This window comes from Thalassospira lucentensis MCCC 1A00383 = DSM 14000 (genome assembly GCF_000421265.1).
GTDB lineage: Bacteria > Pseudomonadota > Alphaproteobacteria > Rhodospirillales > Thalassospiraceae > Thalassospira > Thalassospira lucentensis.
The window spans coordinates 250,435-266,154 of sequence record NZ_ATWN01000004.1; the positions used below are offsets into that span (position 1 = coordinate 250,435).

Sequence of the window (15,720 nt, forward strand, 5' to 3'; positions counted from 1 at the left end):
AAGGGACCGACATCATGCAGATAGTGAAAACCGCCATCGCGGGCCTTCTGGTGGGAATGCTGGCGGCCTGTGCCAGTGGGCCAAAGGTCTATATCGATGCCGACCCGGCCGCCGATTTCAGCCGCTATCAAAGCTTTGCCTTTTTCGAAGGGGCGGGAAAATCGGCTGAGGAAAAATACACAACCCTGTCAGGTCAGCGGATCGAGGATGCCATCAGCACGGCACTTGAAGCACGCGGATACCGCGTTGACATCAACAACCCTGATTTCCTTGTGAACTTCCATCTCAAGACCGAGGAAAAAACCCAAACCTCGCCACCGGTCTACATGGGCGGATATTATGGGTATCGCGGCGGCATGTATGTCGGCTGGCCGGGCTATACGGAGCCGGGATACACCAGCACCTATACCGAGGGCACGCTCAGTATTGATTTCGTGGATCGCCGTACCAACCAGATGATCTGGGAAGGAACTTCTGTTGGGCGTGTGACCAGCTCAACACGTGATGCGCCCAATGAAGCCGTGCGCACGGCAGTGGCCTCGATCTTTGCCAAATACCCCTATGTCGCGGGCAGCAGCGTGCCGGTTGCGCCGACGCAGTAAAAGACGACAGGCCTGTATAGGGCATGAAAAAAACGGGCCGGAAATTCCGGCCCGTTTTGCATTTATAGCGTCGTCATTTAGCACGCGGTGGATCAGTCTGCGCTGGCTGCGGCAAAGGCCGTATAAAGCTCCTGTGCGCGGCGCGTGATCGGGCCGGGTTGCAGGGCGCGCTCATCGAGTTTCACACACGGGGCGACTTTGTAATAATTGCCGGTACCAAAGATTTCGTCGGCGGTTTCAAGCTCGCTGTACGCACAGGTTTTCTCAATCACCTCGACACCATCTTTGCGCAGAAGCGTAATGACGCGCTGACGGGTCAGGCCGTTAAGGAACGTGCCGTTGATCGCCGGGGTATAAACAACATTATCCTTGGCAAAGAACAGGTTGGCGTAGGAAAATTCGGCAACATTTCCAATAGGGTCCAACATGACACCTGTGTCAAAGCCGTCATTGTTGGCTTCGGTCACAGCGCGCCCGACATTGGGATACAGACAGGCTGCCTTGGCCTCGGTCGGGGCACTTTCGGGCGATGGACGGCGGAAGCTTGATTTGCGCGCACTAAAGCCGGTTTGCACGGCTGCGGGCATTTCAGTCACCGAAATGCACAAAACAAACTGTGCACTTTCAGGCACTGGCGCCAGAAATCCTTCGCCACCATAGACAATCGGTTTGATATAAAGCGCCAGTTCCGGATCGAATTTTTTCACCCCTTCCTTGACCAGTGCAACGATTTCGTCGGTGGTGATGGCGGGCTTTAAGCCCATCAGGTTGGCCGACCGGATGACACGGGCACAATGGGGATGAAGATCGGGCATTTTGCCGTTCATACGGCGCGCACCGTCAAACACGGTCGAGGCCATCCAGACACCATGGGTTTGCGGGCCCATGATGTTGGGGTTGCCTTCATGCCATTCACCCTTGAACCAGGTCCAGGTGGTGACGGTGCTGTCGGTGGCGGCGTGGCCCATGATGTGCTCCTGATGGTCTTTGGGATTGCCAAGGCGGGCCTTGGTTTTTCGGTGTTGTGGCTGTTGTCGTATCTGTGGGGCAGTCTGTTATGTGGGCATCAGAATAGGATTTTTGCCCAAGGCGGGTCAAAGAAAAATAGACAGTAAGCGCGACCTATATATTCGATATGACAGTTTTATAAAGTTGTCGAAACGTGCACACGTGTGCGTTGGCTGCTGCGCTGGGCTATGGTATGTGTGCTCTAGTCAATCGGTGTGTCGTAAGGAACTTGCCCGTATGAGCGGTGATCGCCAGAAACCCGGTAACGGGGCGAAAAAGAAGGCGCATCAAGTGGTGACGTCTGCTGATGTTGCGCGCGAAGCGGGGGTGTCGCGGTCAACCGTGTCGCGTTGCATGGCCGATGATGAGCGCATTTCCGAGGCGACCCGAAAACGCGTTCAGGAAACGGCAGCCCAACTTGGCTATCACGTCAACAAGATCGCCAGTTCAATGAACCGGCGCAAAAGCGACCTGATCGGGCTGGTAACATCCGGGCTGACGGACCCGTTTCGCATTGAGTTTCTTGATTGCCTGATCAGCCAGATCCAGCAATCGGGATATCGCCCCTTGGTGATTGATGTCTCGGACCCGGACCAGATGGGGATATCGATGCTTAATCTGCTGCAATATCAGGTGGCGGGGGTTGTTGTAACGTCGGGAAGCCCGTCCCCGGAAGTGGGGACTCATTACCTGAAACGAAATGTTCCGGTTGTTCTTGTCAATCGGGCAGGGCGTCTGGAGGGGGCCGATGTTATTAACTGCGATAACGTGCACGGGGGCGAACTGGCCGCAGATATGTTGCTGAAAAGCGGTAAAAAGCGCCTTGGTTTCCTGAATGTGCGGGGCGGTACCTATAGCGGCAATGTCCGCGGGGAGGCGTTTGTTTCACGGATTGCACCGCGTCTTGCGGACGGCGAGATCAGTTTTACGTCGCTTGTCTGTGACAGTGCGGATTATGACGGTGGATTTCATGCCGGGCTCAAATATCTGGCGGGTGGGGAAAACACACCTGACGCGATTTTTTGTGCCAAGGACCATATTGCCCTTGGCCTGATGGATGCGGCCCGGTTTGAGCTGGGGCTGACGGTCCCGGGCGATCTTGCCGTCATTGGCTTTGATGATATTGCTGCTGCCCGTCAGGGTGCCTATCAACTTACCACAGTGCGCCAGCGGGCAGACCAACTGGCCGAAATGACAGTGGAGCGGTTGCGCCGTCGCATCGGAGGCGACGATCTTGGCGATGAACGGCTTGTTTTGCCCGTTGAATTTATCCGCCGGCAGACTGTCTGATTCCTGACGCCATCCTGTAAAGATTGGGACTCGTGAAGAACCGGACTTTTCATGCGCACGTGTGCATATAATTCGGTGCATTTTGTGCCATAAGACAGGCAATCTCATTCGGTCTTCTGATGTCGTATTCTATGATTAAATTGTTTTAAAACAATGTGTTGTCTTTAATCCGTAGAATGGAAATTCCAAAGAATAGAATTTTTTTGTTATTTTCGAAGTTCTGTGATTAAATCCTCGCAGCACGTGATCCGCACCCTGATTGTGCACACGTGTGCATTCAACGAAATGCAAACGGGAGGAAACCCAAATGACGTTTAAAAATACTCTTTATGCTGGTGCTGCTTTTGTCGGACTGGTTGTTGCCGCTGTCGGACCTGCCAATGCGGCGGGCCGTCTTAGTGTCATCTGCTCGGCCGATAACGAATGGTGCGAGATGATGGAAACCGCCTTCGAGCTTGAGCATGACATCGACGTTTCGATGGTTCGCAAAAGTTCAGGCGAGGCCTATGCGCAGGTGCGCGCCGAAGCCAGCAATCCGAAACTTGATATCTGGTGGGGTGGTACGGGTGATCCGCACCTGCAGGCCGCCGCAGAAGGTCTGACCGAAGAATATACATCGCCGCAACTAGGCGATCTGCAAGACTGGGCCGTGCGTCAGGCCAAGAATGCCGATAACAAAACGGTCGGTATTTACGCCGGTGCGCTCGGCATTGGCTATAATAACGATCTGCTTGCCAAAAAAGGCCTTCCTGCGCCGAAATGCTGGAAAGATCTGGCTGATCCAGCCTATAAGGGCGAAGTCCAGATTGCCAATCCAAGCTCGTCTGGTACGTCCTACACGACGCTTGCCACACTTGTGCAGTTGTTTGGCGAAGAAGAAGCTTTCGACTTTATCAAAGAGATGCACAAGAACGTAAATCAGTACACCAAATCGGGTTCTGCCCCGATCAAGGCGGCTGCGGTTGGCGAAACCACGATTGGCATCACCTTCATGCATGACATGATTGCCCAGATCAAACAGGGTGCCAATTTGACCGTGGTGTCCCCGTGCGAAGGCACAGGGTACGAAGTGGGCTCGATGAGCATCATCAAGGGTGCACGTAATCTTGAAAATGCAAAAATCTGGGCCGAATTTGCCCTGTCTGCGCGGACGCAGTCCATTGCCGAGGACGCGCATAGCTATCAGGTGCCGTCAAACAAGGAAGCCCGCATTCCTGATGGGGCGCCGCGCTTGGATGATTTGAAACTCATTGATTATGACTTTGCCAAATACGGTGATGCGGAAGTCCGCCGTCATCTGCTGTCGCGTTGGGATGACGAAGTGAAAAACGCGCCGCAATAATCGGCCTTTTTCCTTTTTCCGGACATCAGTGCAGTTCCGCCAACCCATCTGTGGGCGGGACTGCCGACCTTGACATTCTGCACGCGGGAGAATTTTGGTGAACCGAATGCTTTGGATCTGGCTGGCCATCGGCTGGATTGGATTTGTCATATTTCCCTGGTATCAGCAGGAATACGGCTTCTGGACGTTGGAATGGCTGTTTGATGGCTATCCGACCTACGTCGATTATGCGCCTGCGATCCTTCAGGCCACCTTGCTTGATAAATACTGGTTGTTGCCAGTCGGGCTTTTCCTGTTGGGGCCCTTGTTGCTTGCGCGGCAAGGACGCGCGCATCCGAAATACGCACAGATATTGATCATCAGTGGCCTTGGCGGGCTGATCTGGATGGTGGGGCAGGGCTTTGCCATCGGGATTTCCGGGTGGAGTTATGGCTGGCTTGAAAGCCTGTTTGGCCCGCTTGATATGCGTCAGTACGGATTGGGCTATGGGGCACTTCTGATGGCGGCCAGCTATCTGATCATATTGTGTACGGGGCTTGCTGCTGCTGGTGCCATGCGCGGCGATGTCTTTGTGACCTCCGCAATTGGGACAGTCGTTGCACTTGTCGCCTTGTTTGTCTTCTTCCCGGTCGCACGCATTCTGGGCAGTGCCTTTGTGGATATTGACGGGGCTGTTTCCGGGGCTGCCTTTGTGCGCAATTTCTTTGACGACAGCGTTTGGGGGCTGGGTTGCCTTGCGGGTGGGGCCTGCGGGGTGGCGTGGAATACCGCATTTCTTGCGATCCTGACGGCGGTTTCGACCACGTTGCTGGGGCTTGCCTTTGCGCTGGTCGTGACGCGCACAGGGTTTCGATACAAGAAATCGCTGCGTGTTCTGACGGTTCTTCCGATTATTACGCCGCCATTCGTGATTGGTTTGGCATTGATCCTTCTTTTTGGCAGATCGGGCGCTGCGACGCAGTTCGTCTCTGATCTCCTCGGGGTGGAGGCGGGGCGTTGGCTTTACGGCCTCCCTGGTATCTGGCTGGCTCAGACCCTGTCCTTCACCCCGATTTCTTTTTTGGTGCTGATCGGTGTTGTCGAAGGTGTCAGCCCGTCGATGGAGGAAGCCTCCCAGACGTTGCGGGCGGGGCGCTGGAAAACCTTTGTTATGGTGTCTTTGCCCCTGATGCGTCCGGGGCTGGCCAATGCATTTTTGCTAGCCTTTATTGAAAGCATGGCCGATTTCGGCAATCCGATGGTTTTGGGGGGCAATTATGAAGTCCTTTCAACCGAAATATTCTTTGCGATTGTCGGGGCCCAAAATGATGCCGGGCGGGCGGCTGTTCTTGCACTGGTTCTGTTGTTCTTTACCCTGTCGGCATTTGCCGCACAGCGTTTCTGGCTGGGCCGGAAATCCTATGCAACGGTTTCGGGTAAGGCAGAAAGCGGGGCACATATCGGTCTGAACCCGGCGTTGCGCCGTTTGGTCTATTGCACGGCGGTGCCGTGGGGAATCTTTACGGTGGCTGTGTATGGCATGATTTTCTATGGCAGCTTTGTGACGCGCTGGGGCTTTGATAATACGCTGACCCTGGACAACTATGTTGACGCGTTTGGCATCGGCTGGAGCGAGCATGGCATCGTTTGGACCGGGGCCGCATGGGACAGTTTCTGGACGACGTTGAACATCTCGGCGATTTCTGCGCCATTGACGGCGGCCGTGGGATTGACGACGGCTTATCTTTTGGTGCGTCAGAACTTTCGTGGCAAAAGCGCCTTTGAATTTGGCACGATGTTAAGTTTTGCCATTCCCGGAACCGTGATTGGTGTCAGTTATATTCTGGCATTTAACGTGCCACCGTTTGAATTGACCGGAACCGGGGTGATCCTTGTGATCTGCTTTATCTTCCGCAATATGCCGGTGGGGGTGCGCGGTGGGATTGCCGCAATGAGCCAGCTTGACCGCAGCCTTGATGAAGCATCGCTCACGCTGGGGGCAAACAGTTTCACCACATTCCGTCGCGTGATCCTTCCGCTGTTGCGCCCTGCGATTGTTGCCGCCCTTGTCTATAGTTTCGTGCGCGCAATTACGTCTGTGAGTGCGGTGATCTTCCTGGTGAGTGCCGACCACAATATGGCGACATCCTATATTATCGGTCTTGTGGAAAACGGGCGGTACGGCGTGGCAATTGCCTATTGCTGTGTCCTGATCGTTGTGATGTTGGCGGCCATCCTTGCGGTGCAAGGGGCCATCGGCAAACGCAAACTGCGCCGTGAAGATCGCATTGCGCCAGATCGTCTTACACCAGACCGCGTTAGCCCTGCTGGCGAAAATCTGAAAGAGAAGCATTCATGAAAATCAAAACACGCGCAGGTTCGGTCGTGTTCGAAAATGTCACCAAGACTTATGGTCTGGGGGCGGTGACCGCGATCGACAATGTATCCTTCACGATCAATCCCGGCGAACTGGTGACGTTGTTGGGGCCAAGTGGCTGTGGCAAAACCACAACGCTTCGCATGATTGCCGGTCTTGAACATGCAACGAAGGGCAAAATCCTGATTGGTGGCAAGGATGTCACCCAACTTCCTGCAACAGACCGTGATGTCAGCATGGTGTTTCAGTCCTATGCACTGTTCCCGCATATGACCGTGCTTGAAAATGTGGCGTATGGTTTGACGGTGACGGGCGTTGCCAAGGCCGAAGCCCATGAAAAGGCCGAGGAGGGCCTCGATCTTGTCGGGTTGGCCGGTTATGGCAGGCGGTTGCCGTCCGAACTTTCGGGCGGACAACAGCAACGTGTTGCTGTTGCCCGTGCGCTGGTGCTTGAACCCGAAGTCCTGTTGCTTGATGAGCCACTGTCGAACCTTGATGCCAAGCTTCGTCGACAGGTGCGAACCGAAATCCGTGAGCTTCAGCAAAAACTTGGCCTGACGGCGGTCTATGTGACCCATGATCAGGAAGAGGCCCTTGCGGTATCGGACCATATTATTGTGATGAACCGCGCGGTGATTGCGCAACAAGGCACCCCGCGCGAACTCTATGAACAACCTGCGTCCGGCTTTATTGCCGACTTTATCGGGGATGCCAATTTGGTCGGGGCCGAGCTGGTGGAGATTGATGGCGACATGGCCCATATCGAGATTGGCGGGCTGCGACAGACCTTGCCGCATCGGGGCTTGGGCATTGGGCCGGTGAATGTTGCTGTGCGTCCTGACGCGATTGAGCTTTCTGCGGTGAATGGGGAAAGCGGGCAATCATCGCTAAAAGGTCACATTACCCATGCAGCATATCTTGGTAATCAGATGCAATACTCCGTGACGTCGGACATCGGTGACCTGTTTGTCATCGATCCGCACATTGATGCGCCGATTGCTACCGGGGACGAAGTTCGTATCGGCTTTTCAGGGCGTGGCCTTGCGGTGGTTCCCACCGATGAATGATCAACAATAGAACAAACAGGCAGGGATAAAGTGAACAAAACAGCATCCAGAATTGACGTTGAATCGCGGCTTGAACATGCTCGGGATGTCATCCGTGCGGCGGGTAAACGCGCCATGGACTACTACGACGGAACGGCCGGTGATCTTGAGATCGAGGTCAAGGCCAACGCGCTTGATATGGTCAGTATTGCCGATAAAAATGTCGAGGCGATTATCCGTGACCGCATCGCCGATGCCTTCCCCGAGGATGGGTTCCTTGGTGAGGAAATGGGCATTGAGCAGGGTGAAAATGACTGTCTTTGGGTGATCGATCCAATTGATGGCACGGCGTGCTTTGTCAGTCAGATGCCGACCTGGTGCATTTCGGTGGCCTTGATGGTCGGCAATGAGGTGGTTTTGGGCCTGATTTACCATCCGTGCGGCGATGAGCTGTTTACCGCGATGAAAGGCGAGGGCGCGTATGTGAACGGCGAACCTATAGAAGCAAGCAAGGTCACCAAGGTCAGCGATGGCTTGTTGGGGCTGGGCCTGTCGCATCGCACCAAAAGCGATGTAATCGTGCCGGTGATGACGCAACTTCTTGACCGCGAAGGCATGTTCATCCGCAACGGGTCGTGTGCGTTGATGATGGCTTATGCGTCTGCCGGGCGGTTGATCGGTTATTATGAGCCACATATCAATCCGTGGGACTGTATGGCGGGGATTATCCTGATGACCGAAGCCGGGGGCTGGACCAATGATTTCCTGGGCATTGCCAATGTTCTGGAAGACGGCGGACCGATCCTGGCGGCCGGGGCCAATGTTGCCGATGAACTGGCCGAGATGACCGGGGTCAAACGCTAACGCAACGGGCCTAAGGTGCGATCATTGACGGATGCACGCAACGATCAAAAAGGTGGGCTATTCGCCCGCCTTTTTTTGTAATACGCGCCGTTCTTCAAGCATCCGGTGTTCAAGGCGGGAAAGCTCGCTATTGATGGCCGGAATATCAAGTGGTTTGGTACAATGGGCATCAAATCCGGCGTCGCGGAAGGCCACGAGATTGTCATTTGAAATATCCGCCGTCAGGGCCAAAACAGGGATGGTGGCCTTGACCGGGTCTTCAAGCTGACGAACAAAACGGGTGGCCTCAATGCCGTCAAGGACGGGCATATGCACATCCATCAACACCGCGTCGAAATCTTCGGCGGCAAGAATATCAAGGGCGATCTGCCCGTCGGCGGCGGTGGTAACTGTGTGGCCCTGCAGTTCAAGCAGCTTCTGCGCAAGAATACGGTTGATTTCGATGTCCTCGACCAGAAGAAGTTTCCAGCCCCGCGCGCGCGGTTCTTCGGCGAACGCGTTTTCGACATTTTGGGCATCGGTATTTTCAGATGCCGCACCTTCGCTGCTGCGTGGCAGTGTCAGGTCAAACCGGAACGTGCTGCCATCGCCCTCCTTGCTTTCGACGGTGATCGCACCGCCCATCGCCTGAATGATCTTCTGACAGATCGCAAGGCCAAGCCCGGTCCCGCCATAGCGCCGGGTTGTCGATGTGTCGGCCTGTGCAAAGGCCTCGAAAATAGAATCCAGTTTGTTTTGCGCGATGCCAATACCATCATCGCGCACCGCAATGCGCACCGACAATGTATCGTCGGTGACCGTCAAGGGGGAGACATCAATCGTGATGTTGCCAAACTTGGTGAATTTCACCGCATTGGACACAAAGTTGGTCAGCACCTGTTTAAGGCGTACTGGGTCGCCGACCACCCAGCGCGGCATATCGGTGGCAACATTCAGATGCAGTTTGTTTTCTTGCGCGCGTGCTGGGACCAGCATCATCGACGATACTTCCTCGCAGACCCGATGCAGATCAAACGGCACTTCTTCAAGTATGAGTTTTCCGGCTTCGATCTTGGAAATGTCAAGAATATCGCCAATCAGCGACAACACATGCCGTCCGGCACCTCGGATCGTCGCCAGATACCCGCGCAGGGTTTCCTGTGCCGGATCATTGCCAAGGCTGTCGGACGCCAACTGCGTATAGCCAAGGATCGAGGTCATTGGCGATCTGAATTCGTGGCTCATATGGGCAATGAATTCCGATTTTGCCTTATCGGCCTGCTGTGCCTGGTTCATGGCACTTTCAGCTTCTTCGCGCGCGTCTTCAAGTTCCCGGGTGCGCAGCGAAACCAGATCGACAATCTGGCGTTCTGTTCGGGTCAGGGACCGCAAATAGATCATAAGAAGGATGGATACCGTCGCGCCAAAAATGAAAATGGCCCACGGTTGCCAATACATAAGACCGGCATATTGTGCATTTTCTTGATGCAGGTTGATGGTCCAGTCACGATAGCCAAATGTGAAGTTCGAGATGTTCGGATTGAACGGAATGGCGCGTTCATCGGCAAGGTGTTTAGCCGCGTAGTCGGCCTTGCGGTTTGAATAGATAACCCGTTTGCCCTCATCGGCATCAAAATCAGCCAGATGCAGTTCGTAGTTTGATGGCAAACGCGCAACCCGTGCCGCCCGGGTAATCATATTGGTCAGGCGCAATACACCAATCGCAATACCAAGGGGCGGGCCCCCTTTGTCACGCCGGTTTTGCACACCAAGCAAGGCCAGAGACGTGACAACGGCCGAGTCTGATCGAAACAGGTTAAGCGGTTCGGTCAGGGTGATGTTGCCGGTACGCAAAGTGGTTTCAAGTGCGCGTTTGCGGACCGGATCACTGGCAAGATCAAAGCCGATTGCCTGTTCATTTCCAGATCGCGGAAAGACATAGAAAATTGGAAAATACCCGTCATCCCGCAAGGGTGAACGGGTGAGTTTTCCGCCCTGAAGGTGGCGGATTTCGAAATCTGCGACGCCGCGCAGATGGGCGTTTTCTTCGATCAGATTACGCGCCCGCCCTTCGACAAAGGGTGCCCATTCAAGGGCCGAAATGCCGGGCCGCCGGCTTACCCATGGGGCAATCATGGCATCAAAGGTATTAAACGATACGTTGCCATGAACATCAAAAAGGGTGCGCACAGCCACCAGAGAATCGGTCGCCCGGCCCAGTTCTTCGCGCAAGGACGCTTCAAACGCACGGCGATATTGTTCGGTTTGCGCACTGTCGGCCTCGCTAAGCTGGACATAGGTGTACCAACCAGCAACGGCGGATATGCCAAACCCGAGAACAGCAACGATGACGGCTAAGTTACGGCGCAGACGGTGAATGTCATGCGACATTTTGCCATCCCGTGCGCGGGTTGTGACCGATGACATTTTCTCAAGTCCCACCGCCAGCAAAATGGTCACGAATGTGACGGCAATGATGTAGCTGTATGTTTCACCAGGGCCGGTATTGAAGTTCTGGCTGACAAAGCCACCGGTGCCAAAGGACGTAAAGACAATGATGTTGATCATGATCAGGGCATTGATCAACGTGGCGCCGAGCAGGCCGAACCGAACTGCTGCCCAGATGACAAAGGGCAGGGAGACAAAAATAAACAGGAATTCCGGCCGTGACATGATTGGCGTGATCTGGATGATCGAACTGACGATCACGGCGGCACATGAAATGAAGGCCAGCTCAAGATAATAGCCAAGACGGCGGTTTTTCCAGGGATGGTTGAAAAGGCGCAGGATCAGTGGGGTTCCAACCAGCGTTCCAACCGTGCCTGAAAGCACCCAGCCTTCCCAGACGGTGCGAAGGTTTTGCACATCAGTAACGCCAGTGATCAGCGCAACGCCACTTCCGATTGTCGCCGATATCAATGGTGCCCCCAGCGCACCGATGAGCAGGAAAATAATCAGGCCGCGTAACGATGACAGCGGGCTCGTGCCACTAAGTCGGGCGACAAGGGCGGCGGGGACGGCTGTGGAAAAAGTTGTACTTGTTGCAAACAATATCGCGGTAAAAAGGGAAAAATCGCTTGCGAGGGTGAGCAGCATAGACCCGCAAAACACCGCAGGAACATAGCGCCAACCCCACATGATCAGGGACGCAAGGGCAATGCCCGTCGGCAACCAGATCAACCACTGGGTTGTGTCATGATACGGAAGAAGGAAACCTGCTTTCCCGGCAAGGAAATACGCGATGGCAATCGCCAGAAAGCGAATTATGTGGTGGCGTTGCACGGGCAAATAGCGTCCTTTCCCGGTGTAGGGTGAGCTACCCTAATGTAGGGGGTGGAAGTGCTTTTTTGAATAATGTATTTGCCGTGTGGGCAATATTATTTTCGCGGACCATCGGGTTTGCGCCTATTTACTGGCTGCACCATAAAACGCGCGCCACCCAATCAAGGTCTTTGGCGGCAATAAACCGGTCCTCATAGGCCGGGTTGAGCGATTTAAGCTCCACGCCAAGCGCCCCGCGTCGGACCAGTTCCTTGGCCATGACTTCACCCTCGGTGGTTTTGACCACAACCCGGTCTTGTGGGCGGATGTTTGACGCCGGACTGACAATGATCAAATCACCATCGCGAAACACTGGCGCCATCGACTCACCTGAGATGCGAAGCCCATAGGCGGTCGGATCATGCATGGCGGGAAAGGTGATGTCTTCCCATGCGCCACCAACCGGATAGCCCGCATCATCGAAATACCCCCGATTGCCAGCCTGGGCAAAGCCGATCACCGGGATACGCCCGGCGCCATTGCCATCCACCAGTTCGGAAAACTCGCGAAAACTGACATCGGTGACCGATAAAACCTTGGAAATGCTTTCGGTCGACGGCCAGCGCGATTTGCCCTGATTGGTGGTGCGTTTGGACCGGTTGAATGTCGTCGGGTCAAGCTGTGCCAGACGTGCCAATCCCGACGGGGTTAAGCCGTGGTCGGTGGCAATCTGATCAAGGGCGGCCCAAATTTGTTGATGTCGGATCATGCCCCATCCTAGCAGGCCGTGTGCCCAAAACGGAAGGAATTAATTCCTGTAAACAGCGCAAATAATGCCTGCCGTTCGGGCCAGTGTTTTAGCCGTTATTCGGGATTAATCGGCAGAGCACTGATGTTATCAAACAGGTCGTGTTTTCCCATCTGACCGCCTTTAAGCAGCATCGGTAAGCCATCAAGATATGGCGTGTCAGCATGTGCGCGGATGATCGGGGCACCAGCATCAAAGTCAGCAGCAAAAGACAGGCTGTTGATCCCAAGTTCCTGCACCGCAAGGCTTGATGTATCGCCCCCGGCAATGGCCAAAAACCCAAGGGCGGTGTTTTGGCAAATCTGGGCAATGAAGGCCGCACTGGCACGCGCCAACGCGTGACTGCCAATGTCGTGATTGCGATCATCGGACAGCGATACCAAAAGGTGCTTGCCCGCGTTCAGGGTCGACAGGCTATCGCCAATAAGGTCTTTGACCCCGGCGGGGTCAAGCAGGTCTTTCGGCGCGATGCTGCGTTTGATGTAGGTGCTGGTATTTTCGACTTGTCCGGCGGTATGGGACGACCGGCTTCCGGCAAAGGCAAAGACCGGCCCCGCACGACGGGATGCTTTGGCCCCGCTTTGCGCTGTTGGAGAAAAGGATGGAAACAGGGCCTGCGCGACACTGCTGGCGCCAACGCACAGGGTCGGAACGGTTTTGGCAATGTCGCGGATGGCGTCCCCGATGGTCAGAAGGTCAGTGTCATCGGTCACATCAAACAGCGTTTCACATTCCCCGGCGTCCAAACGACGGCGGATTTCATCGATCAGGGCAACGCGGCCCTTGCGAATGATGGTAAAATCAATCAGGCTGATCTTGGGCCAGCCTTGCGCGGCAAGGTGGCGGCACAGATTGGCTTCATGCATCGGGGTTACCGGGTGCACCGACATCACCGGATGACGGTCAATGCGGTAAATATGCCCGTTGCCCGCCCCGGCGAACAAATTGCCCATCAGGCAGAACCGCCGCAATGATGGCTGCCCGCCAATAACCGCCTTCCAGCGTGTGCCGACCGAGTGTGCGTAACGGTCCGCAATGGCGGCAATGTTGCCGATGTCCGGGCTACTGTCGAATGTTGAGCAGACTTTGAAGTGATAGAGACCGCACTTCGTGCGTGCCAGCGCATCGGCAAGGGGGCCGATGGTCGCAACGCTGTCATCGACCGTAAGGGCACGAAGCGACGTTGCGACACCAATGGCATCCAGATCGTTTGTACTGTCCGATGGTGCCGGTGCGTTCAAATACAGGCGCGTTGAAAGTCCGGCCCGCGCCAGCGTTGCCAGCGTATCAGAAGCACCGGTGAAATCATCAGCACAGAAAACGATCTTGGTCATGAGATGTCTAACCCCGCGCACCATAGAATGTCAGGGCCTCGGCCAGTTCGGAATGACCCGTGGCATGTTTTTCAAGGCTGACGCCTGCCTCGCAGGCGTCCCATGCTTGACGCAGGCTTTTGATCCCGGCACTGGGGCCCGATGGATGGGCCAGAATGCCGCCCCCGGCAAGAAACATGAAATCAGCCGATCCGACCGCCTCAAAAGTGGCCGGAATGGTACCGGCCCATTGCCCGGATGAGAAGACTGGCAGAACGTGGTCTTCGTCACCATTGCCCGGTGCCAATGGCTCGGCACAGATTTGGGCGGATGCCTGTACTTCGCTGTCTTCGTCACAGAATTTGCCACCCATGCCATGCACATGCATATGGTCCATGCCAGTCAAACGATACAGCGTCTGATAGGCCGGAAACGCCATGCCGATCAGTGGATGGCGCGACAATGCGCCAAAACCATTGCGATGCCCGTGCAGCACAAGGTCGGTCGATCCGCGCAGAGTTTGCAAGGCCGATAACCCGGTCCAGTTCATGCTGACCATGGCGCACGATCCGCCGTTTTCGGCGATTAAATCAGCATGGCGGCGCATGGCATCAGTTTCATCGGTAATGTTAAAGGCAATCATCACGTCGCGCCCGGTGCGGTCGCGATAGGCCCGCACCCGTTCCATGATGGTCGGGATGCGGTCCGTGATCGGGGCGGATGCCGGATTGGCGCAAACTTCATCATCCTTGATGAAATCGACCCCGGCTTCGCACAGCTGTTCGACCATATCGGCAATGTCATGGGTACGAAGTCCGACATTGGGTTTAATGATCGTGCCAAAGAACGGCCGGTCATGAACCTTCATCCGGGCACGTGTGCCCTTGGTCCCGGCAACCGGATAATCATATAAATCGCGATAGGACTTGGGCAGTTTGATGTCCATCAGCTTAAGCCCGGTGACCTCGCCCAAGTCATACAGATTGCCCGAAACTGTGGCCGCCAGTGTCGCCAGATTGTGCCCGATATTATCGACGGGAAACCCAACCCGGACTTCGGCGCGGCGGTATGGGCCAGTGATGCCGCGTGCGGTCAGATACGCACTTTGCAGGCTGGGATGATCAGCCGGGGCCAGTTCACGGATCGACAACACACGTGCCGAACAACGTTCGCGCAGTTCGTCGGTTTCCCCGGCAACGCGCACAAACGTGCCGCTGCTTTGCTCACCAGCAATGATGGTGGCGATTTTTTCGGGCTCGAACGGTGTTTCGATCAGATATCGGGCTTCAATCAGGTCCATGGCTCAGATTTCCGACAGCGACGGGAAAGGACGGATCGGGTCTTTGCCGTTCCAGCCAATCGACGCCTCATAAATGGATTTGAACAGGCGGCCTTTGGGGCCGACCACTTCGGACAGCTCAATCACCGTGCCCGGATGCATTTCCTTATCGAAATAGACAAACCGGCCATTGTCCCCGACCTTGCCGCTCATTTTGATGTTAAAGCCCTTGCTTTGCATCAGGGCCAGATCGTTGTCGAAATCTTCGGTCCAATAGGCAACATGTTGCAGGCCGGTGTTTCCAGCCTTCTGGAAGTCGCGATACATTGACGGCGCATCGTTGCGCGTCTGGATCAGTTCGACCTGAACATAGCCGGAATTGGCAAGGGCGACCGAGTTATGAACGTCGTAGGATTTGCCGTCATACTGGTAATCTTCGATCGGCACCTTGGGGTTATAATACCACGGGCCGACACCCATCGTTTCGGCCCAATAGTCCATGGCCGCTTCGATATCGGGCACAACGTAACCGAGCTGGCGAATTTCGCCGAGAAATCTGCTCATGTTTCCTC

At 55.2% G+C, this 15,720-nt stretch carries 12 protein-coding genes; 6 read left to right on the forward strand and 6 right to left on the reverse strand.

Annotation, left to right across the window (positions count from 1 at the left end):
- Positions 1-14: 14 nt before the first annotated feature.
- Positions 15-602: a DUF4136 domain-containing protein gene (locus K355_RS0110265; protein ID WP_022732050.1), complete on the forward strand. Its 588-nt coding sequence runs from the start codon at positions 15-17 to the stop codon at positions 600-602.
- 92 nt (positions 603-694) lie between these two features.
- On the opposite strand, the gene K355_RS0110270 is transcribed toward K355_RS0110265, so the two are convergent.
- Positions 695-1,570: a branched-chain amino acid aminotransferase gene (locus K355_RS0110270; RefSeq protein ID WP_022732051.1), complete on the reverse strand. Its 876-nt coding sequence runs from the start codon at positions 1,568-1,570 to the stop codon at positions 695-697.
- A 277-nt stretch (positions 1,571-1,847) separates the two neighbouring features.
- Between K355_RS0110270 and K355_RS23745 the strand changes: the two genes are divergently transcribed.
- The 5 genes from K355_RS23745 (at position 1,848) to K355_RS0110300 (ending at position 8,508) form a co-directional block, all read left to right on the forward strand.
- Positions 1,848-2,900: a LacI family DNA-binding transcriptional regulator gene (locus K355_RS23745; protein ID WP_022732053.1), complete on the forward strand. Its 1,053-nt coding sequence runs from the start codon at positions 1,848-1,850 to the stop codon at positions 2,898-2,900.
- A gap of 307 nt (positions 2,901-3,207) precedes the next feature.
- Positions 3,208-4,242: an ABC transporter substrate-binding protein gene (locus tag K355_RS0110285; RefSeq protein ID WP_022732054.1), complete on the forward strand. Its 1,035-nt coding sequence runs from the start codon at positions 3,208-3,210 to the stop codon at positions 4,240-4,242.
- Positions 4,243-4,348: 106 nt separating this feature from the next.
- Positions 4,349-6,580 carry an ABC transporter permease gene (locus K355_RS23750; protein WP_022732055.1) on the forward strand — a complete coding sequence of 744 codons (2,232 nt, stop codon included), beginning with the start codon at positions 4,349-4,351 and terminating at the stop codon, positions 6,578-6,580.
- A complete protein-coding gene (locus K355_RS0110295) occupies positions 6,577-7,665 on the forward strand; it encodes an ABC transporter ATP-binding protein (protein WP_022732056.1) in 1,089 nt (362 codons plus the stop codon). Before K355_RS23750 ends, K355_RS0110295 begins: the two co-directional genes overlap by 4 nt.
- 30 nt (positions 7,666-7,695) lie before the next feature.
- Positions 7,696-8,508: an inositol monophosphatase family protein gene (locus tag K355_RS0110300; RefSeq protein WP_022732057.1), complete on the forward strand. Its 813-nt coding sequence runs from the start codon at positions 7,696-7,698 to the stop codon at positions 8,506-8,508.
- A 57-nt stretch (positions 8,509-8,565) separates the two neighbouring features.
- Here the strand turns inward: K355_RS0110300 and K355_RS0110305 are convergent, their stop codons facing one another.
- From K355_RS0110305 to K355_RS0110325, 5 genes are all read right to left on the reverse strand, one after another.
- Positions 8,566-11,769, reverse strand: a complete 3,204-nt coding sequence (locus K355_RS0110305; RefSeq protein ID WP_114091506.1) for an MASE1 domain-containing protein — start codon at positions 11,767-11,769, stop codon at positions 8,566-8,568.
- 127 nt (positions 11,770-11,896) lie between these two features.
- Positions 11,897-12,517: a S24 family peptidase gene (locus K355_RS0110310; RefSeq protein ID WP_022732059.1), complete on the reverse strand. Its 621-nt coding sequence runs from the start codon at positions 12,515-12,517 to the stop codon at positions 11,897-11,899.
- 95 nt (positions 12,518-12,612) lie between these two features.
- Positions 12,613-13,890 carry a four-carbon acid sugar kinase family protein gene (locus tag K355_RS23755; RefSeq protein ID WP_022732060.1) on the reverse strand — a complete coding sequence of 426 codons (1,278 nt, stop codon included), beginning with the start codon at positions 13,888-13,890 and terminating at the stop codon, positions 12,613-12,615.
- A 7-nt stretch (positions 13,891-13,897) separates the two neighbouring features.
- Entirely contained in the window at positions 13,898-15,169 is a 1,272-nt protein-coding gene (locus tag K355_RS0110320; RefSeq protein WP_022732061.1) for a RuBisCO large subunit C-terminal-like domain-containing protein, read from the reverse strand.
- Between the two features lie 3 nt (positions 15,170-15,172).
- Positions 15,173-15,712, reverse strand: coding sequence for a VOC family protein (locus K355_RS0110325; protein WP_022732062.1), 540 nt, complete (start codon positions 15,710-15,712; stop codon positions 15,173-15,175).
- Positions 15,713-15,720: the final 8 nt, after the last annotated feature.

Coding starts and splice junctions, on each gene's coding strand:
- K355_RS0110265 (WP_022732050.1), top strand. CDS start 15: ATGCAGATAGTGAAAACCGCCATCGCGGGCCTTCTGGTGGGAATGCTG.
- K355_RS0110270 (WP_022732051.1), bottom strand. CDS start 1,570: ATGGGCCACGCCGCCACCGACAGCACCGTCACCACCTGGACCTGGTTC.
- K355_RS23745 (WP_022732053.1), top strand. CDS start 1,848: ATGAGCGGTGATCGCCAGAAACCCGGTAACGGGGCGAAAAAGAAGGCG.
- K355_RS0110285 (WP_022732054.1), top strand. CDS start 3,208: ATGACGTTTAAAAATACTCTTTATGCTGGTGCTGCTTTTGTCGGACTG.
- K355_RS23750 (WP_022732055.1), top strand. CDS start 4,349: ATGCTTTGGATCTGGCTGGCCATCGGCTGGATTGGATTTGTCATATTT.
- K355_RS0110295 (WP_022732056.1), top strand. CDS start 6,577: ATGAAAATCAAAACACGCGCAGGTTCGGTCGTGTTCGAAAATGTCACC.
- K355_RS0110310 (WP_022732059.1), bottom strand. CDS start 12,517: ATGATCCGACATCAACAAATTTGGGCCGCCCTTGATCAGATTGCCACC.
- K355_RS23755 (WP_022732060.1), bottom strand. CDS start 13,890: ATGACCAAGATCGTTTTCTGTGCTGATGATTTCACCGGTGCTTCTGAT.
- K355_RS0110320 (WP_022732061.1), bottom strand. CDS start 15,169: ATGGACCTGATTGAAGCCCGATATCTGATCGAAACACCGTTCGAGCCC.
- K355_RS0110325 (WP_022732062.1), bottom strand. CDS start 15,712: ATGAGCAGATTTCTCGGCGAAATTCGCCAGCTCGGTTACGTTGTGCCC.